The sequence below is a fragment of the Actinokineospora sp. HUAS TT18 genome, assembly GCF_051364635.1.
In the GTDB taxonomy this organism is placed as follows: domain Bacteria; phylum Actinomycetota; class Actinomycetes; order Mycobacteriales; family Pseudonocardiaceae; genus Actinokineospora.
The window spans coordinates 3,879,569-3,906,434 of record NZ_CP195645.1 but is presented as its reverse complement, the minus strand read 5'-3'; the positions used below and the strand labels follow the sequence as shown (position 1 = coordinate 3,906,434).

The following is a 26,866-nucleotide window of genomic DNA, read 5'->3' as shown; positions in this document are numbered from 1 at the left end:
CCCGCCCTACCTTGGGTTACGCCTGGTTGGGGTGGGTAGCGCGAAGTGTGTGGTTTCGTGGGTGGTTACGTGCTCTTGGATTGTGAGTGCGCCTAGGCCGCCTAGTGCGGCGACTACTTCTTCTACTAGGTGTGGGGGTGCTGAGGCGCCTGCTGTTATGCCGATGGTGTGGGCGTCGGTCAGCCACTCTGGGTGGATGTTGGTGGCTGAGTCGATCAGGTGGGCTGGGGTGCCCTGTTTTGCCGCCAGTTCTACTAGGCGCTGGGAGTTGGACGAGTTGGCTGATCCGACTACCAGGACCAGGTCTGCGTCGGCGGCTATGGCGCGTAGGGCGTTCTGGCGGTTGGTTGTGGCGTAGCAGATGTCGTCGGATCCAGGGCCGCGCATCTCGGGGAAGCGGTCGCGTAGGACGTTGATGATTTCGGTGGTCTCGTCTACGGCCAGGGTGGTTTGGGTCAGGTAGGACACGCGGCGGGGGTCGGGGACTTTGACTGTGGCGGCCTCTTCGGCGGACTGGACCAGGATTGTCTGGTCGGGTACTTCACCCAGGGTGCCGTCGGTTTCCTCGTGGCCCGCGTGGCCGATCAGCAGGATGGTGTCGCCTCGGTGGGCGAATCTGATGGCCTCCGCGTGGACCTTTGCGACCAGGGGGCACGTCGCGTCGATTACCTGGAGGTTGCGTTGGTTTGCGTCGGCTCGGACGGTTGGGGAGACGCCGTGGGCGGAGAAGACGACTGTTGAGTCGTTGGGGACCGCGTCCAGTTCGTCGACGAAGATCGCGCCGCGCGCGGCTAGTTCCTCTACTACATGGATGTTGTGGACGATCTGTTTGCGGACGTGCACCGGGCCTTGTTCCAGTGCCTGGTCGACGATCTCGATGGCTCGTTCGACGCCTGCGCAGAACGACCTTGGGGCGGCCAGGAGGATTCGGCGTGGGCCGCTGACGGCGACCCAGTGGGCTAGGGCGTTGTGGGCGGCTCGGCTGTCGACCGCCAGGGCGGTGCCCTTGGACAGGGACACCCACGCGGACGCGTTGGCGGCGGTCAGCTGTGCTCGTCGGGTCTCGATGCCTTGGCGGTGCAGGGTTCCCTCGACGAGAGGGGCTGCCGGACAGGGGGACGTGCCGTCCTGGCCGACGAAGGGGTCGGCGATGGTCACGAGGTGCATCGGCGCCTCCTGGTCAGTGGTCGCGGCGGACCGTCAGATGGGCCAGGGCGGTGAGTTCGGCGGCGGCGCGCGCGACGGGTGCGGCCTGGGTGAGGTGGGTCAGGGCGTCGGTGAGGACCTCGTCGGCGTGGGACTGGGCCCAGGTGCGGGCGCCCGCGCGGTCGATCAGTTCGGCGGCGCGGACCAGGTCCGCGGCCGACAGTGGGGTGCGGCGGTAGTAGATGGCGGCGAGGTCGCGGGCCGCCTGGGTGTCGGACTGGAGGGCTGCGACGACGGGGAGCGACTTCTTGCGGCTGTCCAGGTCGGCGTAGACCGGTTTGCCGGTGGCCGACGGGTCGCCCCAGATGCCCAGGAGGTCGTCCACCAGTTGGAATGCGAGGCCAACGCGGTCGCCGAAGCGGCGGAGGTGGGCGACCTGGTCGGGGGTGCCGCCGCCGATGAGGGCGCCGATCGCGGTGGCGCAGCCCAGGAGGGCGCCGGTCTTGCCCTCGGCCATCCGCACGCACTCGGCCAGGGTGACGTCCTTGCGCTTCTCGAAGGCCAGGTCGGCGGCCTGGCCTTCCTGCACAGCCAGCACCGCCGCCGACAGGATGCGGGAGGCATCCTGGGCGCGGGGGTGTCCGGTGGCGGCGAGGACATCGTAGGCCAGGGTCAGTAGTGAGTCGCCCGCCAGGATCGCCGGGCCCAGGCCGAAGACGCTCCACGCGGTCGGGCGGTGCCTGCGGGTGCGGTCGCCGTCCATGACGTCGTCGTGGAGCAGGGTGAAGTTGTGGACCAGTTCGACCGCCACGGCGGCGGGCACCGCTACCTCCGGTGACCCGCCGACCGCCTCCGCCGCCGTCAGGACCAGGGCGGGGCGGATCGCCTTGCCGCTGTCGGCGCGGACCGGCCTGCCGTGTTCGTCGCGCCAGCCGAAGTGGTAGCACGCGATGCGGCGCATCGACGCGGGCAGCGACTCGACGGCGGCGCGGATCGCGGGGTCGAGCAGCGACCGGCTCTGGGTCAGCACTTCCCGCGCCGAGCGGTAGCCGGTGATCACCTCGGTGGGGGCCATGGTGGTGGTCGATCTCCTCGGGTTCAGTTCAGTCCGATTTGGACGTTGTCGAGCACGCCGAGCGCGTCGGGGACGAGCACGGCGGCGCAGTAGTAGGCGCTGACGAGGTAGGAGATGATCGCCTTCTCGTCGACGCCCGCGAAGCGGACCGACAGGCCGGGCTCGTACTCGTCGGGAATGCCGGTCTGGTGCAGGCCGATGACGCCCTGGTCGGCTTCGCCGGTGCGCATGACCAGGATCGAGGTGACGTTGGTCGAGCTGATCGGGATCTTGTCGCACGGCAGCAGCGGCACCCCGCGCCACGCCTGCATGGGCCTGCCCTCGACCTCGACGGTCTCCGGGTAGATGCCGCGCTTGGTGCACTCGCGGCCGAACGCGGCGATCGCGCGCGGGTGGGCGAGGAAGAAGTGCGACTTGCGTCTGCGGGACAGCAGCTCGTCGAGGTCGTCCGGGCCCGGCGAGCCCGCGCGGGTGTGGATGCGCTGGCGGAGGTCGGCGTTGTGCAGCAGACCGAACTCGCGGTTGTTGACCAGCTCGAATTCCTGGCGTTCGCGCAGGGCCGCGATGGTGAGCCGCAGCTGCTGCTCGATCTGGTTCATCGGCTCGTTGTAGAGATCGGCGACACGGGAGTGCACCCGCAGCCGGGTCTGGGCCACGCTCAGCTCGTACTCGCGGGGCGCGGTGTCGTAGTCGACGAACGTGCCCGGCAGCTCGTGCTCGCCCGCGTGGCCCGCGGCCAGGGCGATCTCGGCCTCGCCGTGCTTGTTCTGCGCCGCCTTGGGCCGCGAGCGGACCTCGTCGATGTGCGCCCGAAGCGGCTCGGACTGCTCCATCACCGCGAGGAACTCCGCGCGCGGCAGGGCGAGCACGGTGCACGCGGTGTCGGCGACGATCGAGTAGTCCCAGGTGGCGCCCGAGTCGAGCAGGGCGCTGTCGCCGAAGTACTCGCCGTCGGCCAGCAGCGCGATGACCGCGCGGTCGCCGTAGTGGCCCGTGGCGCTCTTGGTGACCTTGCCGTGCGCGATGAGGAAGATCGCGTCGGCCGGGCGGTCCTGCTCGACGATCGTCTCGCCCGCGGCGAACTCGCGCTGACCGAACCGGCGGGCGAGCGCGGCGAGGGTGTCGTCGTCCTCCAGCTCGCGCAGCAGCGGCAGCTCGCGCAGCTCCTGCGGGATGACCTGGACGTCGGCGCCGACGTTGGTGAAGGTGACCCGGCCGTCGCCGACGGTGTAGCTGAGGCGGCGGTTGACCCGGTAGGCGCCGCCCGCCGCGTCCACCCACGGCAGCCTGCGCAGCAGCCACCGGGAGGTGATCTCCTGCATCTGCGGGACGGACTTGGTGGTGGTGGCCAGCTTGCGGGCCGCGGTGGTGCTGAGGCTCTGCTGCGGGGCGGTGGTCGGGTCGAGTAGGCCGGTCACGAGGCGAACCGCCGATCTTGGTCGTGGTGAACCGGTGCGGCCGCGTCGGGCCGCACCGGTCGCGAACGGGGAGTCACAGACCGATCTGGACGTTCTCCAGGACGCCGAGCGCGTCCGGGACCAGCACGGCCGCCGAGTAGTAGGCGCTGACGAGGTAGGAGATGATCGCCTTCTCGTCGATGCCCATGAAGCGGACCGACAGGCTCGGCTCGTACTCGTCTGGGATGCCCGTCTGGTGCAGGCCGACGACACCCTGGTTGGCCTCGCCCGTGCGCATCAGCATGATCGAGGTGGTGCGGGTGTCGCTGATCGGGATCTTGTTGCACGGCAGCACCGGGATGCCGCGCCACGACGGGACCTGGTGGCCCTGCATGTCGACCGTGGCCGGGTAGATGCCGCGCTTGCTGCACTCGCGGCCGAACGCGGCGATCGCGCGCGGGTGGGCGAGGATGAAGTCCGGGTCCTTCCAGACCTTGGTGAGCAGCTCGTCCATGTCGTCCGGGGTCGGTGCGCCGGTGCGGGTGTGGATGCGCTGCTTGGCGTCGGCGTTGTGCAGCAGGCCGAACTCCGGGTTGTTGATCAGCTCGTGTTCCTGGCGTTCGCGCAGGGCCTCGATGGTCAGCCGCAGCTGCTCGCCGACCTGGTCCATCGGCTGGTTGTAGAGGTCGGCGACGCGGGTGTGGACCTTGAGGACGGTCTGGGCGACGCTGAGGCCGTACTCGCGCGGGGCGTCGTCGTAGTCGACGAAGGTGCCGGGGAGGTCGACCTCGCCGGTGTGGCCCGCCGCGAGGTTGATCGGCACCTCGCCGTCCTGGTCGTTGACCCCGTCGGCGACGTAGGCGTCGAGGTGGGCGCGCAGGGCGGGGACGCGGTCGGCCAGGGCCTGGAAGTCGCTGCGGCGCAGGGCCAGCACGGTGCAGTTGGTGACGGCGCGGACGCTGAAGTCCCAGATGCGCTCGTCGACGAGGCCCCACTGGTCGAAGTAGTCGCCGTCGGCGAGGACGCCGACCACGGCCTCTTCGTCGTACTGGCCCGCGGCGCGCTGCTCGGCGCGGCCGTGGGCGATGACGAGGAAGCGGTCTTCGGCGTGGCCCCACTCGACGATCGTGTCGCCCGGGGCGTACTCCTCCTGGGTGAACAGGTTGCCGAGGGCGACGAGCGCCTCGTCGTCGTCGAAGTCGCGGAGGAAGGCGAGCTCGCGCAGGTCGCCCGCGATGACGCGGGCGCTGTGGCCGGACCGGTCGACGGCGAAGCGGCCGTCGCCGACGACGTAGTCGACCGCGATCCGGCCGTCGCCGACGACGAAGCTGCGGCGCTGGTTGACCCGGTATGTACCACCGGTGACCTGCACCCATGGGAGTTTGCGCAGCAGCCACCGGGAGGTGATCTCCTGCATCTGCGGGTGGGACTTGGTCGTCGTGGCGAGGTTGCGTGCCGCCGCTGTGCTGAGGCTCTGCTGGGTCTGGGCTCGGTCTGCCGGACGCAGGGTCTCGGTCACGACTGATACCGCCAATCCTGTTGCGGGGTGAGGGAAAGGTGGATGGTCCGGCTCTCGAAGCTATCACCGGGAATCGGCGGTGGCAGTCGCTTGATGGGATGGTGTTCAGCCGATCAAGTCCACTCTTTGGGGTCGTTTTCGCGACCACCTGTAGTCGTTACCCGACACGTCACTCGATCTTGTGTTTCACCTTCGGAAACCCGCGGGCCGGCAGACTGGCCGCATGGGACCAGTGTTGATCTTGGGTGGCCGCAGTGAGATCGGGCTCGCGGTGGCCGTGCGGCTCGCTCGGCAGGGCGCGCGCACGGTCGTGCTGGCCGCCCGCCGCGGCGCCGACCTCGACGCCGAGGAGGCCGCCGTGCGGGCGGCGGGCGCCACGACGGTCGCGCGGGTCGAGTTCGACGCCGACGACCTGGCCGGGCAGCGCGCGGTGCTCGACGGGATCGTCGCCGAACACGGTCCGATCGAGACGGCGGTCGTGGCGTTCGGGATCCTGGGCTCGCAGAAGCGGGCGGAGGCCGACGTCGAGCACGCGGTAGCGGTGGTCCACACCGACTACGTCGCGCAGGTCGCGGTGCTCACCCACCTCGCGGCGATGTTCCGCGAGTGGGGGCGCGGGACGATCGTGGTGTACTCGTCGGTGGCCGGGGTTCGGGTGCGGCGGGCCAACTATGTGTACGGGTCGGCGAAGGCCGGGCTCGACGGGTTCGCCTGTGGACTCACCGACGCGCTTGCGGGCTCCGGTGTCCGGTTGCTGTTGGTTCGCCCCGGTTTCGTGATCGGGCGGATGACCGAGGGCATGTCGCCTGCGCCGTTCTCCAGCACGCCGGACCAGGTCGCCGACGCGACTGTCCGCGCGCTCGGGAAGGGACGGCAGGTGGTCTGGGTCCCCGGCGCGCTGCGGCCGATCTTCGCGGTCATGAAGGTGCTGCCGCGCGCGATCTGGCGCCGGATGCCGCGTTAGCCGACGAGCCAGCGGTCGACGGCCGCGGCGAACTCCGGCCGGGTCCAGTAGCCGCTGTGGTCGACGCCGTGTGTCGCGTCGAACAGCACCGGGTCGGCGATCGGGAAGCCGCCCGCGCCGTTCTCGGTGAACACCCCGTCGGTGGGCACCACCAGGTCGTTGTGCGCCGCGCCGAACACCGCGTCGGTGGCCACGTTCCGCGCGCTGCGCAGCAGGGACGAGCCCTTCGGCGGGTCGTAGTTGGACGCCATCGCCCGATAGACGGTCTGGTGCGCGGCAGGCTGGTTGAGGCGCTCGGTGAGGAAGGAACCCTTGGGGTCCATGGACATCAGGCCGTCCAGCCCCTTGAACGCGCCGACGGCGACCTGCTTGGCGATGGTCAGGATCACGTCCAGCGTGTCGGTGATCCCGTTGTCCGGCACCCACTGCAGCAGGTTGGTCATGCGGTCCAGCCACTTGGTCACGTTCGCGGGGTCGCACAGCGGCGTGCCCGCGTTCGGCGTGGCGACCATGACGAGGGTGCGCACGATCAGCCGGTCCGGCGTCAGGCCGATCTCGCCGGGCAACTCGCACAGGGCGCGGCCGACAAGGCCGCCGCGCGAGTGCGCGACGATGTCGACCGAGAGGCCCGCGCCTGCCGGGACCGCCTCGACCAGCTGGCGCGCGTTCGCGACCGGGTCGGTGGCGATGGTGTGGTGGTCGAAGGCGAAGACCCGGCCGCCGTAGCGGGTGTGCAAAGTGGACAGAAGGTCGTCGGGCACCGTGGCGAAGCCGGTGTGGCTCTGGCTGCCGGTGCCGTGCAGGAACAGCAGCGCGGGTCCCGCGCGCAAAGTGGACCAGTCGACCGGGGCGGACGCGGCCACGCGGTGGTCGGCCGCGGTGAACTGGCGCGGCCCGACCTGTCGGTTGCGCTGCTCCCACCGGCCGACGAAGTGGTCGCCGACCTTGCCGAGCACCGGGTCGATGAGCGGAAAGACCAGTACCTTCAACAGTTTCGAGCCGAACGCGCCGATCAGGCCGCGGGACGCGCCGGGGTCGACGACCAGCGCGACGGCGCGGGCGAAGGTGTAGGTGCGGCGGTCGGCGCCGCGGGTCGGCACGTCGACCGGGTCGATGTCGTCGGGGAGGTGCCAGCTCAGGGCGCCGTCCTCATCGGAGGCCAGGATCAGCTGGCCGAGTCCGGTTCCGGGACCGGGGACCTCGACGGTGATCGCGGGCTCGCCGAGACTCGTCGACCGGCTCGTGCCCGACGCCAGTTCGGGGACCTCGACCGGGTCGATCAGCCGCACGGTCAGCTGCTCGGTGAACCCTTCCCTGGCCAGCGCGCCGAGCAGCGCCGCGCGGGCGTCCTCGGCGGCGCGCAGGCCGTCGGTGCCCGGCAGCAGGACCTCGACCTGTCCGGTCAGACCCGGTGACACGACGACGATGTCGCCCACGCGGACGGCCGTCCCATCAGGACGCAGCGGCTCAGCCATTGGGTACCCCCTGGTCGCGGCGCAGCCTCAGGCGAGGATGGCCGAAGAACTGGTAGGCCAGCGTGGTCGCGGGCCAATCCGGGAAGTCGGTGCGCGTCACCTTCGCGCGCGCCCGGCGCAGGATCTCCGCCGGGGGAAGAGCGTTCGGGCCGTAGGCGTCGCGGTAGAACGCCTCGGCGATGGCGCTGGCCGCCTCGTCGTTGACATTCCACAGTGGAGCGACGACGCCCGCCGCGCCCGCGTACAGGAACGCCTTCGCCAGGCCCGAGTAGTCGCCGAGCACCTCGCCCGCCGCCCCGACCTGGCAGGCGTTGAGGAACACGAACGGCGCGGTGGTGAACTCCATCGCCGAGACCTGGTCGGGCTGCAGGAACCTTGGTACCAGCCGGGTCGGGTCGGCGGCTGACGGAGCGAGCAGCACCAAGCCGTCCTGCGCGTTCTCCGGGTCGTACTTGCCGTGCAGCGCGAAATGCAGCACGCCTGCCGCGGGCCCGGCCTCCAGGCAGTCGAGGACGGCCGAGTGCAGCGGCTGGACCTCGACGGCGGGCGGGTACGCCGCGCGCAGGGCCTCGGCCTCCGCCTCGGCCGACGGCAGCCGCGCCCAGCCAGGGACGCCCTCGTACCGGGCGGTGACCACGAGGTGCCGGTCGGCGCGCACCTGCGTCGGCGGGGTCGGCCGGGGCTTGCGGCGGGCCAGCACCCACCGGCCGATCGCCATGGCCGAGCCCAGGAACGGGCTGCCGGGCGGCGGCGGATCGAGCACGGCGAGTTCCCAGGGGACGTGCGGTTCGGAACTGAGCAGCAGCACCGTGGCGGGCGCGGGATCGCGCGCGGCGGCGGTCGCGGCGAGCACGGCGCACACCTCGTCCGGGATGTGCTCGGCGATCGTGCGGCCGACACCGATCAGTTTCAGCGTGGTGCCGCGGGCGTCGCCGCCGAACGCGCCGACGTCGAGGCGCACCCGGCGGGCGAAGGCGGCCGGGTCCTCGCCGATCTCGCTGCGGAACGGGCCGGGCGCGGCCGGGACGCCGGGCACCGTGCTCCTGGTGCTCCACAACAGGGTCTGCCCGCGCAGATCCTCGCCGCGCTCCACGATGACGACCAGGTCCGGCGCGTCCTGGGCGAGCAGCGGGCCGATGTCGAGCAGGCCGCCGTCGAACAGCGGGACGACGCCGGAGGGTGACCCGGTGACCTCGATCGAGCGCGAGGCGTAGCCGCGCAGGCCGCCGTCGACATAGAAGGAGGCGCCGATGTCGCGGCGCGCGCGCAGGTTCGGGTCGCCCAGCGCGGTCATCCGCACGGTGGCGACCGGGTAGGGCACGGTCGGGGTGATCGCGAGCCGGATCGGGTTGGCCCAGCCGACCGGCCTGAACGCGGTCGGGTCGTACATGAGGACGACCTCGAGCATGACCGAGGTGTCGGGAACGGCGAAGGCGCCGGTGCCGAACAGTTCGATGTCCTGGCGCGGGCCGATGCCGACCACGATGTCGAACTGTTCGTCGGCGGCGACGGCGGCGGGGAAGACCAGGCTCGGCCACGCCTGCCGGGTGCCGGTGTCGGGGAAGGTGTGCGCGGGGTCCGGCTTGCCGGGGACGACGGGGAACGCGCCGGTCTGTTCCGGGTCCGGCTCACCGGGGACGATCGGATAGTCCGGATCGGACGGTCGGATCGGGACGTCGCCGGGGTGGCCGTGGATCGGCGGGGGAAATTCGGGCCGCGGCCAAGTCGGCCGGGGCCACACGGGCCGGGGGCGCCGAGGCCCCACACCTTTGTGTGGCGCTTCGTCGGTGGGCTCGTATGGCAGAGGTTGGCCATATCCGGTGTCGGGTGGCCTGCCATAGCCGGAGTTCGTCGGGTACGGCCTCGGGCGCAGCGCGGTCAGCAGCGCGGCGGACGCGGTCGCCCGGTGCCGGTCGGACGCCAGCAATGGGCCGATTGCCCGCAACACCACCGGAAGTTCGTGGTCGGTCAGTTTCCCCGCGAGGTCGAACGGCCGGATACCGCGCTCGATGGCGGACTTGACCTTGCGGCGCAGCCGCGCCGCGGCCAGCGACTTCGGCGCGTCGGCGAGCAGTGCGGCGGCCTCGCGGTGACGGGCGGGGTCGACGAGGAGGGTGATCAGCCGGGCCAGGTCCGGTTCCCACATCGCAGCCTCCTCACTGTTGGTCGCCAACGTAGCCACTTCCGTGACGGTAAGCCCGCGCGGGTGCGCCCGCTAAACCGCGGCACGCGCATGCGGGCCGGAAAATTCTTTGCCAAGCGGGGTGGTTACAGAAACAATGTGATCCGTTTCGCTCCGGAATCGGCGGCGTTATCCCGTATTGGTTACCGCCAGTTAGCGAAATGGTGGAGCGGTGCTGTCAGTCCTGTGTGGTGGGTTGCCGGGCCACCCCGCCCAGGTGTCCGTTTCGGGACGGTTGGCCGAACCGGGTCCACTGGGGACTTGATCTGGTCTTGAGGTTCACGGTTGGAAACTGGCCAACCTCCCAACGCTTCTCGGCGTGTACCTCCAAAGTTCGAGACGGCACGCGCCCCATGTGGGAAAGTTGTTGCCGCTTCACCGACCTGGCTCGCCGTTGTACGACCGAGGGATGAGTGGAATGGACCGAACGGCGGACAGGAAAAGCGAGTGGCAGTCAAGATCGAGGAAAGCTCACCCGGGCACTTGGGAAACCTTCCACAATTGCTCGTGATGCCGTTAGATTCAGTCTCGACCGTGGGGTAACGGGAAAAACTGGTCACGCTGAGTGACTTCGGTCCGGGTGCGGAGGCGACGCCTGGGCCGAGGTGGGCTCACAGGGGAAAGGCGACGGATGGCGCTGGTCGAGCGGAACGAGGAACTGAGAACCCTGAACCGGCTTTTCGCCGACTGTGCGCGCAACCGGGGGCAGGTCGCGCTGATCAGCGGCGGGGTGGCCAGCGGCAAGACCGAACTTCTGCACACCTTCGCCGAGCACGCCGCGGGCAAGGGCGCCACCGTCCTGACCGCGACGGGCTCACGCGCGGAGCACAGCCTTGCCTTCGGCGTGCTCAAGCAGCTGGCGAGCGCGCAGACGTTACCCGAGGCCGTGGCCGCGAACGTCGCCTCGCTCCTCAGCGGCGACACCGCTCCGGCGGACGCGGCCCGGCCCGATCCAGTCAGCATCGGCCGGTCCCGCGCGCTGATCCTCGAAGGTCTGTGCGCCGCGCTGATGGAGGCGGCCAAGACCACGATGGTCGTGCTCTGCGTCGACGACGTGCAGTTCGCCGACGGACCGTCCCTGCAGGCCCTGCTCTACCTGCAGCGGAGGATGCGCTTCGCCCGGGTCATGATCATCCTGACCGAGTGGGCACTGCCCCGCCCGACCCGCGCGGTGTTCCGCGCCGAGGTCACCCGCCAGCCCAACACCACCCACCTGCGGCTCGCCCCGCTCTCCAAGCGCGGCGTCGAGGACCTGCTGCGCGCCGAGCTCGACGCGGCCACCGCGCGCACCCTGGCCCCGGTCCACCACGCGCTCAGCGGCGGTAACCCGCTGCTGGCCACCGCGCTGATCGAGGACTATCGGGCCGCCACGCGCACCGGAGGCGGCCGGGAGAAGGAGATGGCCGTCGGCCAGGCCTACGGGCACGCCGTAATCTCCTGCCTGCACCGCTGGGAGCCCGCGATGCTCGAGGTCGCCCGCGGCCTGGCGCTGCTGGGCGACGCGGGCACCCCCGCGCTGGTCGGCAGGCTGCTCGACATGAGCACCGAGTCCGCCGCGTCGGTGCTGGAGGTGCTGGAACTGGCCGGGCTGCTCGACGGCGGCCGCTTCCGCCACCCCGTGGCCAAGGCCGCGGTGCTGCACGGCCTCGGCAAGGCCGACCGCGCCGCGCGGCACCTGCGGGCGGCCTGGCTGCTGCACCACGACGGCGCCGACGCCGCGCAGGTCGCCGACCACCTCGTGGCCGCCGACCAGGCCGACGGCCAGTGGGCGGTGGCCGCGCTGCGCCACGCCGCGCAGGAGGCGCAGGTCGCCGACCGGCTCGACCTGGCCATGGCCCGGCTCGACCTGGCCGCCCGGTCCTGCACCGACGAGACCGAGCACGCCGACATCGTCACGCAGCTGCTGCGGGTCGAGTGGCGGGAGAACCCGGCCGCCGCGCTGCGCCACGTGACCCCGCTTCTCGACGCGCGGGCCAGCGGCACCCTGGCCGACCACAACGCCGTCCACCTGGCCAAGTTCCTGACCTGGTACGGCAACACCGAGGACCTGGCGGGCACCCTGGCCGGGCTGGCCGCGGTCGCCTGCGACCCGGACCACCAGGCCGCGGGCTACCTCGGGCTGGTCGTGCGGTGGCTGTCGTTCATCACCCCCGGCGCGACCGACCGGATCAAGTCCATGCCGCGTCCGACCGGCACGGACGACCCGTGGAGCCGCGGCGCCGCCGTGCTCGACGCGATCCGCACCGGCTCTGCCGACGGCGACACCGCCCGAGCCGCCGAGTACATCCTGCAGAGCTGCAGGCTCGGTGAGCAGGCGTTCGGCGCGCAGCTGTGCGCGCTGGCCGCCCTCGTCCACGCCGACCGCATCGACCGCGCGGCCACCGTGTGCGACGCGCTGCTGGCCGAGGCCACGAGCAGGCGCGCGGTCACCTGGCAGGCCGTGCTGGGCGCGCTGCGCGGCGAGATCGCGCTGCGCCAGGGCGACCTGCCCGCCGCGGCCGAGTTCGCCAGGGTGGCCGCCGACGCGGTGTCCGCCCAGGGCTGGGGCGTGGTGATGGGCTCGGTGCTCGCCGTGCGCGTGGCCGCGGCCACCGCCATGGGCGACCACCAGCTCGCCGCGACACTGCTGCGCCAACCGGTCGCCGACGCGGTCTTCCAGACCCAGTTCGGCCTGCAGTACCTGTACGCGCGGGGCGCGCACTACCTGGCCACCGACCGCCCGCACGCCGCGCTCAGCGACTTCCAGCGCTGCGGCGAGCTGATGGGCCGCTGGTCGATCGATCTGCCCGCCATCGCCCCTTGGCGGGTTGGTGCCGCGCAGGCGCAGCTCGCCCTGGGCAACCGGGAGGCGGCCCGCGCGCTGATCACCGAGCACCTGGCCCTGCCGGGGTGCCGCGGTGCCCGCAACCGGGGTGTCGCCATGCGCATCCTCGCCGCGACCGTCGAACCGAACCGGCGCGTGTCGATCCTGGCCGAGTCGGTCGACCTGCTGCACGCGGGCGGCGACCGGTTCGAGCTGGCCAGGGCGCTGACGGACCTCAGCCAGGCCCACCAGGACACCGGGGCCTGCGAGAAGGCCAGGGCAGTCGCACGCCGGGCGCTGCAGATGGCGAAGCGATGTCAGGCCGAGCCCCTCAGCCGCGACCTGCACCCCGCCCGCGAGGTGGAGACCTACCAGTCCGAGGCGGAGAACCTCAGCATGGACGTGCTGAGCGAAGCCGAGCGACGGGTAGCGGTGCTGGCGGCGCTTGGGCACACGAACCGGGAGATCGGCGGGAAGCTCTACATCACGGTGAGCACGGTGGAACAGCATCTGACCAGGGTTTATCGGAAGCTGAAGGTGACTCGCCGGACGGATCTGCCTGCCGGGCTTCCGCGGCAATTGCTGGCGGAGGACCGCTAACCGGGGGTGTCGGGCGGAGCTGGAGGGCTCCGCCCGACCCGGTCAGCGCAGACGGTTCACGATCGCGGGCAGATTGTCGTTCAGGAAGAAGTGGCCGCCCGGGTAGACCTCCAGGTCGAACGCCCCCGTCGTGTGGTCGGCCCACCGCTTGGCCTCGTCGATCGTCGTCCGCGGGTCCGCGTCGCCGGTCATGGCCAGGATCGGGGCGTCGATCCGGGCGCCGGGCGCGCCCCGGTACAGCTCGGCGGCGCGGTAGTCGTTGCGGATCGTGGGCAGGACCATCGCCACGATGTCCGGGTCGTCGAGCAGTTCGGCCTCGGTGCCCGCCAGCTCGCGGGTCCTGGCCAGGATCCCGGCGTCGTCCAGGGTGTGGAAGGACTCGTCGCGGGCCACGCTCGGTGCGAAGCGGCCGGACACGACCAGGCGGGACACCGGCACCCGCAGTGCCAGTTCGTAGGCCACCGAAGCGCCCATGCTGTGGCCGAACAGGGTGACCGGGCGGTCCAGCCACGGCTCGATCAACTCCGCCACCGCCTCGGCCAGACCGACCACCGAGTCGACCATCGGCTCGGCCAGCCGGTCCTGCCTGCCGGGGTACTGCACCGCGACCACGTCCACGTCGGGTGACAGCGCGCGGGAGAACGGGAAGTAGTAGCTGGCCGACCCGCCCGCGTGCGGCAGGAAGATCAGCCGACTGGCGGCGTCGGGGGCCGGGTGGAAGCGGCGGAACCACAGGTCGGGGCTGGTGCGCATACGCACTAGACTGCCCGACATCCCCTCCAGGTTCGTAGATGAGGTTGCACTGTGCTGACCATGCAGGACGCGTTGCTCGCGTTGACCAGGTACTGGACCGAGCGCGGCGCCATGGTGGTGCAGCCGTTCAACACCGAGGTGGGGGCGGGCACCCTCAACCCGGCGACCGTGCTCCGCGTGCTCGGGCCGGAGCCGTGGCGGGTGGCCTACGTCGAGCCCAGCGTGCGCCCCGACGACGCCCGGTACGGGGAGAACCCGAACCGGCTGCAGACCCACACCCAGTTCCAGGTGATCCTCAAGCCCGACCCGGGTAACCCGCAAGAGCTATATCTGGGCAGCCTGGAGGCCCTCGGCATCGACGTGCGCGCCCACGACGTCCGCTTCGTCGAGGACAACTGGGCCTCGCCCGCGCTCGGCGCGTGGGGGCTGGGCTGGGAGGTGTGGCTTGATGGTCTCGAGATCACCCAGTTCACCTATTTCCAGCAAGCGGGTGGAATGACGCTCGACCCGGTTTCGGTCGAGATCACCTATGGCGTCGAACGCATCATGATGGCGCTGCAAGGTGTGGACCATTTCGCGGATATCTCCTACGCGCCCGGAATTTCCTATGGCGAGGCTTTTGGGCAGGCCGAGTACGAGATGAGCCGGTTCTATCTCGACGACGCCGATGTGGACTCGCAGCGGCGGCTGTTCGAGGAATACGCGGGCGAGGCCCGCAGGCTGCTCGACCTCCGCCTGCCGGTGCCCGCCCACATCCACGTGCTCAAGTGTTCGCACACATTCAACGTCCTCGACGCGCGGGGCGCCGTCAGCACGACCGAGCGCGCCAAGGCGTTCGCGCGGATGCGTGGCCTGGCAAGGGAAGTCGCGACGCTGTGGGCGGAGCGGCGCGCGGAACTGGGGCACCCGCTGGGAACCGCGGACGTGCCCGCCGTCGCCGCCGCGCCGGTCGAGTTCGCGGAGGTCGACGGCGAGCGCACGCTGCTGTTCGAGATCGGCACCGAGGAACTGCCGCCGCACGAGGTCGACCGCACCGCCGAGTCCATGCGCGCCGCGCTGGCCGACAAGCTCGCGGCCACCCGCCTCGCGCACGGCGACATCACGACCTTCGCCACCCCTCGCCGCGTCGTCGCGCTCGTCGAGTCCGTCGGCGCGCGGGAGCCGGACGCCGAGCGCACCGTGCGCGGCCCGCGCGAGTCCGCCGCGTTCGACGCCGACGGCAACCCGACCAAGGCCGCCGCGGGCTTCGCGCGCGGCCAGGGCGTCGACCCGGCCGAGCTGAAGAAGATCGAGGTCGACGGGGTGTCCTATGTGGGCATCACCAAGCCCGAGATCGGGCGCGGCGCGGTCGAGGTGCTCAGTGGCATCCTCGGCGAGGTCGTCGGCGATCTGCGCGCCGACAAGAACATGCGGTGGAGCGACCCGAAGCTCTCGTTCACCCGCCCGGTCCGCTGGCTGGTCGCGCTGCTCGGCGACACCCCGGTCCCGGTCGCGGTGTCCGCGCTGACCGCGGGCACGACGACGCGCGTGCACCGCACGGCCGCCGAGCCAACGGTCGCGGTGACGTCGGCCGAGGGTTACCCGGCTTTCCTTGCCACGCACGGGATCGTGCTCGACCAGGCCGAGCGTCGCGCGGGCATCGTCGCCGCCGCGCGCGAGCTGGCGGCCACCGTCGGCGGCGACGTCGACGCTGAGGCCGAGTCCGCGCTGGTCGACGAGATCACCAACCTGGTCGAGGAACCCAACGCGCTGCTCGGCTCGTTCGCCGAGAAGTACCTGGAGCTGCCCGCCGAGATCCTGACCACGGTCATGCGCAAGCACCAGCGCTACCTGCCGGTGCGCGCCGCGTCCGGCGTGCTGCTGCCGCACTTCGTGGCCGTCGCGAATGGAGCGTGCGACCACGACAAGGTGCGCGCGGGCAACGAGGCCGTGCTGCGCGCCCGGTATGAGGACGCCGCGTTCTTCTGGCGCGCCGACCTGCAGACGCCGCTGGCCACCATGAAGGAGGGCATCGCCAAGCTCGCCTTCGAGGAGAAGCTCGGCTCCGTCGCCCAGCGTGCCGACCGGATCGGCGCGGTGGCACAGGATCTGGCGAGCGATGTGTCCGGTGTGGACACTGACACGCTCGCGCGTGCCGCCGAGCTGGCGAAGTTCGACCTCGGCTCGCAGATGGTCATCGAGCTGACCAGCCTGGCCGGGACGATGGCCCGCGAGTACGCGCGCCGCGCAGGCGAGACCGAGGCCGTCGCGCAGGCGCTGTTCGACATGGAACTGCCGCGCACCGGCGGCGGCGCGGTGCCGACCACCGTCCCGGGTGCGCTGCTGGCCCTGGCCGACCGCTTCGACCTCCTGGCGGGCCTGTTCGCCATCGGCGCCAAGCCGACCGGCAGCTCCGACCCGTTCGGCCTGCGCCGCGCGGCCGCGGGTGTCGTGGCGATCCTGCGCGCGTTCCCCGACCTGCGGGCGATCACGCTGTCCCGTGGCCTCTCCGCCGCCGCGTCCCGGGTCCGCGCACAGGGCATCGAGGTCAGCGACGCCGTGCTGGCCGACGTCGCCGAGTTCGTGATCCGCCGCTTCGAACAGCAACTGCTCGACGCGGGCCACGCACACGACCTCGTCGCGGCCGTCCTCCCGCTGGCCCAGGCCCCCGCGACGGCCGACGAGACGCTGGCCGAGCTGACGAAGCGCGTCACCGACCCGGACTTCGCCGCCTTGGCCGCCGCCCTGCAGCGCGTCCGTCGGATCGTCCCCGCCGACACGGTGGTCGGCTACGACCCGGCGGCGCTGACCGAGCCCGCCGAGATCGCCCTCCACGAGGCGTTCGTCAAGGCTGGTTCCGCGGGCACGGATCTGGCCGGCTTCGTCGCGTCGGCGGCGGTGCTCACCGCCCCGGTGAACACGTTCTTCGACGAGATCCTGGTGATGGCCGAGGACCCGGCTGTTCGCGCCGCCCGCCTCGGCCTGCTCGCCTCGATCCGCGACCTGGCCGCGCCCGTGCTGGACTGGCAGGCGCTCACGACGAGCCTGGAGGGCTAGTTCTACACCCCGCCTGCCTGTTTGGCCGATACTGGCCCGATGGTGGAGCTGAGCAGGCGGCGGGTCCTAGCGGCAGGCGCGGTCGGGCTGGTCGCTGCCGGGTGCACGGCAGAGCCCGCACCGACTGCGCCGACCGCGCAGCCCGCCTTCGACCCGAAGGACTGGGCGTCGGTTCGCGCGCAATTCCCGCTGACGCGCGACGTCCGGCAGTTCTCCGCGTATGTGCTGGCCACGCATCCGCGTCCGGTGGCGGAGGCCATCGAGAAGCACCGCGCGGAGTTGGACAAGGACACCCACGCCTACCTCGACGCCCAAGGTGGCGGTGAGGACGCGGTTCGGGCGGCAGCCGCGGAGTATCTCGGTGGGAACGCCGCGGACATCGCGCTCACCGACAGCACCACCATGGGACTCGGCCTGCTCTACGCGGGGGTCAAGATCGCCGCTGGTCAGGACGTGCTGACCACCGAGCACGACTTCTACTCCACCCACCAGGCCCTGCGGATGCGCGGTGTCCCCGTGCGCCGGGTGTCGCTCTACGACGAGCCGGAGAAGGCGACCGCCGACGAGATGGTCGCGCGGATCAAGGCGGGCCTGACGCCGTCGACGCGGGTTGTGGCGGTGACGTGGGTGCACTCGGTGTCCGGGGTGAAGGTGCCGGTCCGCGCCATCGCCGATGTCGTCGCCGCCCACAACGCCGACCGGGCGCCCGCTGAGCGCGCGCTGCTGTGTGTCGACGCGGTGCACGGGCTCGGGGTGGCGCCGGAGCGGGTCGCGGACCTTGGCTGTGACTTCCTGGTTTCGGGGACGCACAAGTGGCTGTTCGGGCCGCGCGGCACCGGGATCGTTTGGGGCAAGGCCGATGCCTGGGCGCAGGTGGACCCGGTGCTGCCGTCGTTCAGCGGACCCGCGTTCGTCGAGTGGCTCGACGGCACGCCGCCAGGGCCGACCACGGCGGCGCTGTTCACCCCGGGCGGCTACCACTCGTTCGAACACCGCTGGGCCCTGGCGGACGCGTTCCGCTTCCACCTCGCCATCGGCCGGGAACGGGTCGCCGCGCGAACGAGGGAACAGGTCGAGCGGCTGCGCTCGGGGCTCGCGGGCATCCCGTCGATCAAGCTGCGGACCCCGGCGGCGGACTCGGCGGGCCTGGTGTGTTTCGACGTCGACGGCCAGGAGCCGCAGGCGGTGGTCGCCGCGCTGCACGCGCGCGGCGTCTCGGCGACGGTGACGCCGTACCGGGAGCGGCGTGTGCGGGTCGGCCCGAGCATCGCCACCTCCGACGAGGACGTCGACGAGTTGGTCAAGGCCCTGAGGTGAATTCCGCGAGCGTTCCGTAACGCCCTCGTCACCCGACCCGACTCAGGCTGTGACGGGGAAGATCGTTCGGGGGAGCCTGGGATGACTGCCGACGAGCCGCTACTCGCCGTGCGCAGAGCACCGCGGCCGTTCTACCTGCGGCGACGCTTCCTCCGGTCGTTCGGGCCGGTCGCGTCGCTGGCGGTCATCGGGTTCGTCGTGCTGCTCGTCTCCGGCACGCTCGCCCTGCCCGCCCAACAGTTGGTGGTCATGAAGGCGAAGATGGGCTCGAAGGCCGACTACTTCGACGACCCCGTCGTCAAGGACCTCCTGCTGCGCCACCACATGCGCGTCGAGGTCAGCCACGTCGGCTCCCGCGAGGCCGCGACCAGCAGCAACGCGGGGCTGGACTTCCAGTTCCCGTCCGGCCAGGCCGTCGCCGCGCTGATCACCAAGAACAACCCGTTCAAGAACCACTTCAAGCCGTTCATCACCCCGGTCGTCCTCGCGACTTATCGCGAGTACGCGTCGGCGCTCGTCGACCGGGGTGTGGCCACGCCCTACCCCGACTCCGACGGGCTCTACTTCAAGCTGAACATGGTCGAGTTCGTGAAGCTCACCCGCACCGGCCAGACCTGGAACGACCTGAACATCGGCGGGCACGGCTTCACCAACGGCAACGTCGTCCTCGCGCAGACCTCGGAGCTGTGCACGTCCTACGGCGCGGGCGCCTACCTCGCCCTGCTGTCGCAGACCGAGCACGGGCGCATCCCGACGTCGACCGAGCAGACCTCGGCATTCGCCAAGCGGGTCAGGGACCTGTACCGGTCACAGGGCCTGGAGTCCGCCGCGCCGACCGAGAACTACTTCGTCGACGAGGGACGGCGGATCGCGCCGATCATCGTGATGTACGAACACCAGTACCTCGCCTGGCAGATCAGGCGGGCCGACAATGGCCTGCCTGTCGACCGGGACCGGGTGCTGCTCTACCCGGACACGTCGGTCTACGCGAAGCCCGCACTGATCACGTTCACCGACGACGGTGACCGTCTCGGGCACCTGGTGGCCGAACGGCCGGAGTTCAAACGCCGCGCGATGGAACTCGGGTTCCGCGTCCTCGACCGGGAAGGCACGTTCTCCAGCCGGGGTCTCGCCGCGTTCCTGGCGGAGCGGCGGATCCCCAACCCGATGACCCGCGCGGACGAGACCGAGGCGGTCCCCATGGACTGGGTCTACCAGGACCAGATGGTCACCGAGGTCGGCGGTTGCGCGCGGTGACGAGCCGGTTGGCGCGCCTGGTCCCGGTGCTCGCCCTGCTCGCCGCCTCGTGTTCCCTCGTCGGGCCTGCTCCGGTGACCCTGCGCGTCGCGGCCAGCCCGGAACTCGCCGACCTGCGTCCGCTGCTGGCTGACCTGACCCGCGACACCGGGGTCACCCTCGACCTCGACCTGACGGCTTCGGCCGCCGAACTCCCGCCAGGACACGACGCGGCGTGGCTGTCGTCCGACCGATACCTCCAGCTCAAGCTCGCGAAGAGCGCCGCGCCCAAGCCGCTGAGCACGCGGACGATGCTGTCGCCGGTGGTCGTCGGGGTGAAGCGCGGGGTGGCCGCCGAGCTGCGCTCGCGCGGCCCGGTCACCTGGGCGACCATCGCCGACCGGGCCGCCGCGGGCGGCTTGCGCTTCGCCATGGCCGACCCGCTGCGCAGCGGCAGCGGCCTCGTGGCGCTCGTCGGGGTGGCGACGGCGGCGGCCGGGACCGGGCGCGCGCTGCGACTGGAGGACGTCCAGTGCGACCGGCTGCGGGGCTTCCACGTCGGGAACACCCGCACCGACGACGAATACGCCGCGCACCAAGGCGAGCTTGAGGGGATCGTCGCGCACGAGTCGGTGATCATGGCGCTCAACGCGGGCGGGGCGCTCGCCGAACCGCTGGAGATCATCTACCCCGCGGACGGCGTCGTGCAGTCGGAGTACCCACTGGTCCTGCTCGACCAGGACAAGCGCGCAGCCTACGACAAAGTCGTCGAGTGGCTGCGCAGCGCGCCCGTGCAGCAGCGGATCATGGACACCACGTTCCGCAGGCCGATCAACCCCGATGTAGTGCGCCCCAAGCACTTCGGCGACACCGGCACGGCGCTGTACTTCCCGGACCAGTCAGAGGTGATCGACCGCCTGCTGGCCAACTACGCCACCACCCGCGTCCCCGGGCACGTGATCTTCCTGCTCGACTTCTCCGGCTCCATGCGCGGCGACCGCATCGACGGCCTGCGCACCGCGTTCGCCGACCTAACCGGCGCGGGCGCCCCCACGTTCGCCCGCTTCGCCAAGGGCGAGCGCTTCACCGTGATCCGGTTCGGCGGGAAAGTGCTGGCGGAGCAGGAGTTCGGCACCGACCCCGCCGACCTGGCCGCCGCCCGCGACTTCGTCGGCGTCGACTCCTTCGACGGCGCCACCGCGATCTGGTCCACGGTGGAACACGCGTACGACCTGGCCGCGACCCTCCAGCGCCCAGCCGTGATCGTGCTGATGACCGACGGCTTGACCACCGCGGGTGAGTCCGCGGCCGAGTTCCTGGCCCGCTTCCCGACCCGCGCCACCACGACCCGCCTCTACGCGCTCCGCCTCGGCGAAGCCGACCTGGTCGAACTGTCCACAGTGGCCAGCAGAACCGGCGGCGCGCTGGTCGAGGCCGCGGCCTCACTCCCCGAAGCCCTGAAGGAGATCCGTGGCTGTATTTGACGCGGCGTGGTTACAGATCTGGTGGCCATGGTTGCTGCTGTGGTTCACCGAGATCGCCCTCGTCGCCACCGCCGTCACAATCGCCCTGCGCCACTGGCGCCGCGCCCGAACCCCCGCGACGCCCACCGGCCACGGCGTGAGCTTCTACCTCGACGAACAGTTCGTACTCCGCCTGTACCGCCAGTTCGGCGGGAAATATCGTGCGGCCCTCACCCAGGAAGTCGAGGAACGCATCAGCGAGGCCGACGAGACCGCCGTGAGCGCCGAGGTGTCGGCGGTGAAGGTCGGCAAGAAGGGGACCAACAACAGTGAGGTCTTCCGTCGCTACATCGAGAACAACGACGCCATCACGGTCATCGGCCTCATCATCGATGTCCTGGAGGACGCCGACGACATCATCTACGTGGACCTGCGCAAGCGGGACGTGGTGTCGAACCGGGCCCTGACGAAGACACTGGACATCGAGGACGAGGCCACACCCCTTTGGGTGCGGCCTCGGGAACTCGGCTCGTTCGTGTCGCTGCGGGGGCGGTTCCGGCTGGTCGAGAAGAGCAAGGAGACGGCGGTGTTCCAGGCGCCACTGGGGGACTCCGCCGACGAGGTGGTGCTGCGGTGCGCGGCGAAGGGGTTGAGCGGGGTGACGGTTCCCGCGGCGGAGTTCCCAGCGCGGTGCCTGGGGCAGGTGCAGGAATGGGACTCGGAGACCCGCACGCTGACCGTGCACCCGATCGCGATCTTCAGGTAAGCGCAGCTCAAGCCTCACCAAACCGCAGCCCCGCAACGCGAATCGCCCAAACAGGCACCCACACGGACCTAGCTCGGCACCGATCCCACGAGACCGCCGTCGACCACCAGCTCCTGGCCGGTGATGTACGAGGACCGCGCCGACAGCAGGTACAGCACCGCGTCAGCGATGTCAGAAGGATCGCCGAGGCGGCCGATGGCGACCTGGCCGCGGAAGAACTCCCGCACCTGGTCGTTTCCGGTGACCGCGTCGAACATCTCGGTCTTGATGTGGCCGGGGGTCACCGTGTTGACCCGGATCCCGCGCTCAGCCAGGTCCGGAGCCAACGTCCGGGCCAGGTTCAGCACAGCCGCCTTGCTGGCCGCGTACAGCGAGCCCATGCCCATGCCGCGGTGCACCAGCCACGAGGCGTTGAACACGATCGACGCGCCGTCGTTCAGGATCGGCAGGGCCTTCTGCACGGTGAAGAAAGCACCCTTGAAGTTCGTCCCGACCACCGAGTCGAAGTCGGCCTCGGTGATGTCCGCCGTCCGCGCGTTCAACCCGACGCCCGCGTTCGCGAACACACCGTCGAGGCTGCCGAACTTCGACTGGATCTCGCCGATCAGCCCGTCCAGTTCGCCGACGCGAGCCACGTCAGCCTGAACGGCGATGACCCGCTCACCCGCGTCCAGCTCCTTGGCCGCCGCCTCCAGGCGGTCGCCGTCGCGGCCCGCGATGGCGACGCGGGCGCCCGCGTCCACCAGTCGCCGGGCGGTGGCAAGGCCGATGCCGCTGCCGCCGCCAGTGATCAACACGCTCTTGCCGTCGAATTCGCTCATGGCGCTCAGGGTCACACCCGCGTGGAACCCGCCGCATCTCTGGGAATGCGGCGGAATCCGGCATGATCGGAGATGTCGTGCTCAGCCGCCCGGTAGGAGGCTGCTGGGTATGACCAGCTTCGACGAGCGGGACGCGAGCATCGCCCTTCCCGGGGACCCGGCCTATGTCGCGGCGACCCACGTGTTCAACCTCGCCGCGCCGGTGACCCCGGCCGCCGCGCTCACCGCGCGGACCGTCGGCCAGATCCGGGCGGGCATCACCTACGCCAAGTCCGCGGGCCTCGCCGTGCGCGTGCAGACCACGGGACACTCGTCCGGCAGCGCCAAGTCCATGGCGGGCTCGGTCCTCATCCGCACCGAGCTGGGTGGTGTCGTCGAGGTCGACCCCGACCGCCGCGTCGCCCGGATTCCCGCAGGGACGCAGTGGAAGGCCGTCGTGGAGGCCACCTCCGCGCACGGCCTGGCCGCCCCGCACGGCTCCGCGGCCACCGTCGGCGTCGTCGGCTACCTCCTGCGCGGCGGCATCAGCTTCTACGGCAGGCACACCGGCCTCGCGTCGAACCACGTGCGCGGCATCGAACTGGTCACCCCCGACGGAGACCTCGTCTGGACCGACGCCGACAACGAACCCGAGCTGTTCTGGGCGCTGCGCGGCGGCGGTGGCGGCTTCGGCGTGGTCACCGCGGTCGAGGTCGACCTGTTCCCGGCGTCCACTGTGGTCACCGGCACCGCGTTCTGGCCGGGCGAGCACGCGCGGACGCTGCTTTCGCTGTGGGACAAGTGGTGCCAGGACGCGCCCACCGAGGTGTCCACGTCGTTCCGGGTGCTGAACCTGCCCCCGTTCCCCGGCGTCCCCGAGATCCTCACGGGCGGCACGATGATCTGCGTCGACGGCGTCGTGCTCGCCACCGGTGACGACGCCCAGGCCCTCGCCCAGGCCGACGACCTCCTGGCGCCCCTGCGTGCGGTCGCCGAACCTGTGATGGACACCTGGCACCTGACGACCCCGCAGGAAGTCCTCGCCACCCATATGGACCCCGACGAACCCGTCCCCGCACAGGGCGACCACTTCCTGCTCACCGGATTGGGCGACGACGCGATCGACGAGTTCGTCCGCGTGTTCGGCTCGGATTCCCCGCTGGTCATGGCGGGTCTGCGGCAGCTCGGCGGCAAACTCGCCGAACCGGCACCGAACGGCGGCGCCCTCGACCACCTGCCCGCGCCCTACCTCTACTCCGGCGCGGGAATCCCGCTGGACGCCGATGTCTCGGCCGTCATCCACGACCACCTCGAACTCGCCCGCGCCGCGCTTTCCCCTTGGGACAGCGGCAAAACGGCACCGACGTTCATCGAGAGCCCGGACCAGCCCCAGGGCCATCTGACCCCGGAGGCCGTCGCCCGAGTCGACGCCGTCCGCGCTCGCCTCGACCCGAAGGGCCTCTTCCGCGGCGACGTCATGAAGAACACCACCGCGCTGTAGAAACGACTGAGGGCCACCTCCGCCCCTGCGGAGGTGGCCCTCAGTCATCGGCCTAGACCGTCAGCGTCCAGGTGTCGATGTTGCCGACGTCGTAGCGGGCGACGTCCTGGACCTTGAGCTTCCAGGCACCGTTGCGGACCTCGGAGGACAGGTTGACCGTGTAGGTCGTGTCCACGTTGTCGGCGCTGTCGCTGCTGCTGGAGTTCTTCAGGCGGTAGGCGGTGCCATCCGGCGCCACGAGGTCGATGACCAGGTCACCGCGCCAGGTGTGCTTGATGTGCACCTCGACCTTCGAGGTGGCCGAGGCGTTGCCCGTGCAGCCCGACAGCGTGATGGTGCTGGTCACGGCCGCTCCCGGGGAGTCCGGGATCGACACGTCGGTGCCGTTGGTCTGCGCCGCGCAGGTGCCGCCGGTCGGGTTGATGGTGATGCTGAACGACGCGCTACCCGACTTGGCCGGGCTGGAGCTGTCGGTCGCCGTGACGGTGACGTTCGAGGTGCCCGCCGTGGTGGGGGTACCCGAGATCGTGCCGTTCGTGGCGTTGATCGACAGACCCGCGGGCAGGCCGGTGGCCGACCACGAGTACGGCGCCGTGCCACCCGAAGCGCTGTTGGTGACAGTCAGAGCCGTGCCGACCGTGCCGGTCTTGCTGCCCGGGTTCGCCACGGTCACGCCGCCGGGGGTGCCGCCGCCGATCCACTGGACCTGCAGCAGGCGGTTCGGGGAGCCGGTGCCGATGCTGGTCAGCTTGCCGGTGACCGCGTTGTCGACGATCGCGCTGTGCACCTGCGCGGTGGTCGCGCTCGGGTTGGCCGACAGGTACAGCGCGACGGCGCCCGCGACGTGCGGGGTGGCCATCGAGGTGCCCGACATGGTGCGCGAGGCGGTGTTGCTGCTGGTGCCCGCCGAGATGATGCTGGAGCCGGGGGCGAACAGGTCGACGCAGCTGCCGATGTTGGAGAAGTCGGACTTGGCGTCGTTGCTGGCCGTCGAGCCGATGGTCAGCGCGGCGGCGACCTTGGCCGGGGTGACGTTGCAGGCGTTGGCGCCGTAGTCGTTGCCCGCGGCGACCGCGGCGGTGACCCCGGAGTTGATCATGTTCTGCGTGGCGGTGGCGACCGACGGGTCCTCGAAGTGGAAGCTCATGTTCGCCACAGCGGGCTTCTGCGCGTTCGCGGTCACCCAGTCGATCGCGGCGACGGTGGCGGTCAGGTTGCCGCCGCCGTTGCAGTTGAACGCCTTGACGCCGTGCAGCCGCGCAGACCTCGCCAGACCATAGGTCGCGCCGCCGATGGTGCCCGCGACGTGGGTGCCGTGGCCGTGGCAGTCGGTGTTGTTCGTGTCGATGGCGTTGTAGTCCCACGTCGCCCGGCCACCGAAGTCGGTGTGGGTCGGGAGGATGCCGGTGTCGATGATGTAGGCGTGGACACCGGAGCCGGAGTTCGGCGCGGTGTAGGTGCTGTTGAGCGGCAGGCTCGGCTGGTCGACGCGGTCGATCCCCCAGGACGCCACGGCATCGATCTGGCCGGTGACGTCCTGCGAGACGTACTGGACGGCGGGGTCGGCGGCCAGCTTGCGGGCCTGGGCCTCCGACAGGTTGACCGCGAAGCCCTTCAGCGCGGTGCGGTAGGTGTGCTTGACCTGGCCGCCGTACTTGCGGGCGAGCGACTCGGTGGGCGAGTCGACGCCGCGTGCGGCCGCGCTGTCCTTGAGCACCACCAGGTAGCTGCCCTCGATGGCGTTGCTCTTCTCGGCGCCCAGAATGTTGCCTTCGGCCGCTTGGGCGGGCGTCATCAGGCCTGCGGTCGCCGCGGCGACCGCCAGACCCAGACCAGCCAGCTTTGCGGCGGGGGCACGGAACTTCCCTCGCATGCGGATACTCCTTGTTCGCAGGGGTACCGCCGAACGCGCACGTCGTGCAGGACAACGCGTCAAGCGGTGCAAGGATTGTGTGATTGATTCACAGTATTGGGCAAGCATTTCACTGAATTGGCGATTCACATTCAGTGAAAACGTCTGGGAATGCGTCCGATAACCCACATTGTCCGGTTTGGCCATGGTCTCCGGCCTGGTCAGCGGGGTACCGTCACCGTTTCGATATGACAGTCCCGGACTCGGCACTTACGCTCGAACCGACCAGCGTAGGCGAGCAACGGGAGTGGAAGATGACCTTCTCCGAGCAGCGCGTCGTCCTGTCCCACCGGTTCGACGCGCCCCGCGACCGAGTGTGGCGGGCCTGGACCGAGCCGGAGCAGGTCAGCCAGTGGTGGGGCCCGGACGGGGTCCAGGTCCCGGTGTCGTCGATCGAGTTGGACCCGCACACCGGCGGCACTTTCAAGCTGACCATGGTGGTGGCCGAGTACGGCATGGAGGTGCCGATGGACTCGCGCTTCACCGAGGTCGCCGAGCAGGAGCGGTTGCGGTTCACCGAGCCGACGCCGTGCCTGCCGCAGATGCGCTCGGTCGACGGGCTGGTCACCTTCGCCGACGCGCCGGGCGGCACCGATCTCGGCCTCGACATCGTCATGGTGACCTCGGCGGAGATCCGCGAGCAGTCCGAGGCGGGCTGGGCGCAGAGCTTCGAGCGGCTCGCCAAGCTGCTCGCCGAGTGAGCTGGGCCACCGCCGCACTCTGCGTGATCTCGATCTGTGCCCGACCGCACAAGGGTTACGCCATCTGAACCGTAACGCGTGGTCTGGACCTCGGGATTTCTCCGCTGGGTCAACGCATCCGCCGATCGGAGTCGCCCCGGAGGCGGATTGCGGCTCGCCCGGAGAACCCGCAAGGCTCGCACGGGATCCTTGTGACGCCGACTTCGATGGGGCGACTAAC

General features: G+C 70.8%; 18 protein-coding genes. 9 read left to right on the top strand and 9 right to left on the bottom strand.

Annotated features, from left to right (window positions below; genetic code table 11):
- Positions 1–6 precede the first annotated feature (6 nt).
- From ispH to ACSHT8_RS17365, 4 genes are all read right to left on the bottom strand, one after another.
- Positions 7–1,167: a 4-hydroxy-3-methylbut-2-enyl diphosphate reductase gene (ispH, locus tag ACSHT8_RS17380; protein WP_436491861.1), complete on the bottom strand. Its 1,161-nt coding sequence runs from the start codon at positions 1,165–1,167 to the stop codon at positions 7–9.
- A 13-nt stretch (positions 1,168–1,180) separates the two neighbouring features.
- The gene (locus tag ACSHT8_RS17375; RefSeq protein WP_436491860.1) at positions 1,181–2,221 is read right to left on the bottom strand and encodes a family 2 encapsulin nanocompartment cargo protein polyprenyl transferase; all 1,041 of its coding nucleotides are present in this window, start codon (positions 2,219–2,221) and stop codon (positions 1,181–1,183) included.
- Between the two features lie 23 nt (positions 2,222–2,244).
- Positions 2,245–3,639, bottom strand: a complete 1,395-nt coding sequence (locus ACSHT8_RS17370; protein ID WP_436491859.1) for a family 2B encapsulin nanocompartment shell protein — start codon at positions 3,637–3,639, stop codon at positions 2,245–2,247.
- Between the two features lie 73 nt (positions 3,640–3,712).
- Positions 3,713–5,137 (bottom strand): family 2B encapsulin nanocompartment shell protein, encoded by a 1,425-nt coding sequence (locus ACSHT8_RS17365; protein WP_436491858.1) that lies wholly within the window; start codon positions 5,135–5,137, stop codon positions 3,713–3,715.
- A gap of 223 nt (positions 5,138–5,360) precedes the next feature.
- On the opposite strand from ACSHT8_RS17365, the gene ACSHT8_RS17360 reads away from it, so the two are divergent.
- A complete protein-coding gene (locus tag ACSHT8_RS17360; RefSeq protein ID WP_436491857.1) occupies positions 5,361–6,101 on the top strand; it encodes an SDR family NAD(P)-dependent oxidoreductase in 741 nt (246 codons plus the stop codon).
- Here the strand turns inward: ACSHT8_RS17360 and ACSHT8_RS17355 are convergent.
- The gene (locus ACSHT8_RS17355; RefSeq protein WP_436491856.1) at positions 6,098–7,576 is read right to left on the bottom strand and encodes an esterase/lipase family protein; all 1,479 of its coding nucleotides are present in this window, start codon (positions 7,574–7,576) and stop codon (positions 6,098–6,100) included. The genes ACSHT8_RS17360 and ACSHT8_RS17355 overlap by 4 nt on opposite strands.
- Positions 7,569–9,722, bottom strand: a complete 2,154-nt coding sequence (locus ACSHT8_RS17350; protein WP_436491855.1) for a CHAT domain-containing protein — start codon at positions 9,720–9,722, stop codon at positions 7,569–7,571. The genes ACSHT8_RS17355 and ACSHT8_RS17350 overlap by 8 nt, the downstream gene beginning before the upstream one ends.
- A gap of 667 nt (positions 9,723–10,389) precedes the next feature.
- Here ACSHT8_RS17350 and ACSHT8_RS17345 point away from each other — a divergent pair.
- Positions 10,390–13,161 carry a helix-turn-helix transcriptional regulator gene (locus tag ACSHT8_RS17345; RefSeq protein ID WP_436491854.1) on the top strand — a complete coding sequence of 924 codons (2,772 nt, stop codon included), beginning with the start codon at positions 10,390–10,392 and terminating at the stop codon, positions 13,159–13,161.
- Between the two features lie 42 nt (positions 13,162–13,203).
- Here ACSHT8_RS17345 and ACSHT8_RS17340 read toward each other — a convergent pair whose 3' ends face one another.
- Positions 13,204–13,914 carry a thioesterase II family protein gene (locus ACSHT8_RS17340; protein WP_436491853.1) on the bottom strand — a complete coding sequence of 237 codons (711 nt, stop codon included), beginning with the start codon at positions 13,912–13,914 and terminating at the stop codon, positions 13,204–13,206.
- A gap of 60 nt (positions 13,915–13,974) precedes the next feature.
- On the opposite strand from ACSHT8_RS17340, the gene ACSHT8_RS17335 reads away from it, so the two are divergent.
- The 5 genes from ACSHT8_RS17335 to ACSHT8_RS17315 all read left to right on the top strand — a co-directional run bounded on the left by ACSHT8_RS17335 (position 13,975) and on the right by ACSHT8_RS17315 (position 21,732).
- Positions 13,975–16,950, top strand: coding sequence for a glycine--tRNA ligase (locus tag ACSHT8_RS17335; RefSeq protein WP_436502088.1), 2,976 nt, complete (start codon positions 13,975–13,977; stop codon positions 16,948–16,950).
- Positions 16,951–16,989: 39 nt separating this feature from the next.
- On the top strand, positions 16,990–18,267 hold the full coding sequence (locus tag ACSHT8_RS17330; protein ID WP_436491852.1) for an aminotransferase class V-fold PLP-dependent enzyme: 1,278 nt from the start codon (positions 16,990–16,992) through the stop codon (positions 18,265–18,267).
- A gap of 81 nt (positions 18,268–18,348) precedes the next feature.
- Positions 18,349–19,524, top strand: a complete 1,176-nt coding sequence (locus ACSHT8_RS17325) for a hypothetical protein (RefSeq protein ID WP_436491851.1) — start codon at positions 18,349–18,351, stop codon at positions 19,522–19,524.
- Positions 19,521–20,987, top strand: coding sequence for a VWA domain-containing protein (locus ACSHT8_RS17320; protein WP_436491850.1), 1,467 nt, complete (start codon positions 19,521–19,523; stop codon positions 20,985–20,987). Before ACSHT8_RS17325 ends, ACSHT8_RS17320 begins: the two co-directional genes overlap by 4 nt.
- Entirely contained in the window at positions 20,974–21,732 is a 759-nt protein-coding gene (locus ACSHT8_RS17315; protein WP_436491849.1) for a hypothetical protein, read from the top strand. Before ACSHT8_RS17320 ends, ACSHT8_RS17315 begins: the two co-directional genes overlap by 14 nt.
- A 68-nt stretch (positions 21,733–21,800) precedes the next feature.
- Here the strand turns inward: ACSHT8_RS17315 and ACSHT8_RS17310 are convergent, their stop codons facing one another.
- Positions 21,801–22,553, bottom strand: a complete 753-nt coding sequence (locus ACSHT8_RS17310; protein ID WP_436491848.1) for an SDR family NAD(P)-dependent oxidoreductase — start codon at positions 22,551–22,553, stop codon at positions 21,801–21,803.
- A 109-nt stretch (positions 22,554–22,662) separates the two neighbouring features.
- Between ACSHT8_RS17310 and ACSHT8_RS17305 the strand changes: the two genes are divergently transcribed.
- Positions 22,663–24,033: an FAD-binding oxidoreductase gene (locus ACSHT8_RS17305; protein ID WP_436491847.1), complete on the top strand. Its 1,371-nt coding sequence runs from the start codon at positions 22,663–22,665 to the stop codon at positions 24,031–24,033.
- 52 nt (positions 24,034–24,085) lie between these two features.
- Here ACSHT8_RS17305 and ACSHT8_RS17300 read toward each other — a convergent pair whose 3' ends face one another.
- Positions 24,086–25,906 (bottom strand): S8 family serine peptidase, encoded by a 1,821-nt coding sequence (locus ACSHT8_RS17300; RefSeq protein ID WP_436491846.1) that lies wholly within the window; start codon positions 25,904–25,906, stop codon positions 24,086–24,088.
- A gap of 293 nt (positions 25,907–26,199) precedes the next feature.
- Between ACSHT8_RS17300 and ACSHT8_RS17295 the strand changes: the two genes are divergently transcribed.
- Positions 26,200–26,646 (top strand): SRPBCC family protein, encoded by a 447-nt coding sequence (locus ACSHT8_RS17295; RefSeq protein ID WP_436491845.1) that lies wholly within the window; start codon positions 26,200–26,202, stop codon positions 26,644–26,646.
- Positions 26,647–26,866 lie beyond the last annotated feature (220 nt).

Excerpts from the sequence above, each read along its gene's own strand:
- ACSHT8_RS17355 (WP_436491856.1), bottom strand. The coding sequence starts at position 7,576 with ATGGCTGAGCCGCTGCGTCCTGATGGGACGGCCGTCCGCGTGGGCGAC.
- ACSHT8_RS17360 (WP_436491857.1), top strand. The coding sequence starts at position 5,361 with ATGGGACCAGTGTTGATCTTGGGTGGCCGCAGTGAGATCGGGCTCGCG.
- ACSHT8_RS17335 (WP_436502088.1), top strand. The coding sequence starts at position 13,975 with ATGCAGGACGCGTTGCTCGCGTTGACCAGGTACTGGACCGAGCGCGGC.
- ACSHT8_RS17300 (WP_436491846.1), bottom strand. The coding sequence starts at position 25,906 with ATGCGAGGGAAGTTCCGTGCCCCCGCCGCAAAGCTGGCTGGTCTGGGT.
- ACSHT8_RS17375 (WP_436491860.1), bottom strand. The coding sequence starts at position 2,221 with ATGGCCCCCACCGAGGTGATCACCGGCTACCGCTCGGCGCGGGAAGTG.
- ACSHT8_RS17350 (WP_436491855.1), bottom strand. The coding sequence starts at position 9,722 with ATGTGGGAACCGGACCTGGCCCGGCTGATCACCCTCCTCGTCGACCCC.
- ACSHT8_RS17340 (WP_436491853.1), bottom strand. The coding sequence starts at position 13,914 with ATGCGCACCAGCCCCGACCTGTGGTTCCGCCGCTTCCACCCGGCCCCC.
- ACSHT8_RS17325 (WP_436491851.1), top strand. The coding sequence starts at position 18,349 with ATGACTGCCGACGAGCCGCTACTCGCCGTGCGCAGAGCACCGCGGCCG.
- ACSHT8_RS17345 (WP_436491854.1), top strand. The coding sequence starts at position 10,390 with ATGGCGCTGGTCGAGCGGAACGAGGAACTGAGAACCCTGAACCGGCTT.
- ACSHT8_RS17330 (WP_436491852.1), top strand. The coding sequence starts at position 16,990 with ATGGTGGAGCTGAGCAGGCGGCGGGTCCTAGCGGCAGGCGCGGTCGGG.
- ispH (WP_436491861.1), bottom strand. The coding sequence starts at position 1,167 with ATGCACCTCGTGACCATCGCCGACCCCTTCGTCGGCCAGGACGGCACG.
- ACSHT8_RS17305 (WP_436491847.1), top strand. The coding sequence starts at position 22,663 with ATGACCAGCTTCGACGAGCGGGACGCGAGCATCGCCCTTCCCGGGGAC.
- ACSHT8_RS17295 (WP_436491845.1), top strand. The coding sequence starts at position 26,200 with ATGACCTTCTCCGAGCAGCGCGTCGTCCTGTCCCACCGGTTCGACGCG.
- ACSHT8_RS17310 (WP_436491848.1), bottom strand. The coding sequence starts at position 22,553 with ATGAGCGAATTCGACGGCAAGAGCGTGTTGATCACTGGCGGCGGCAGC.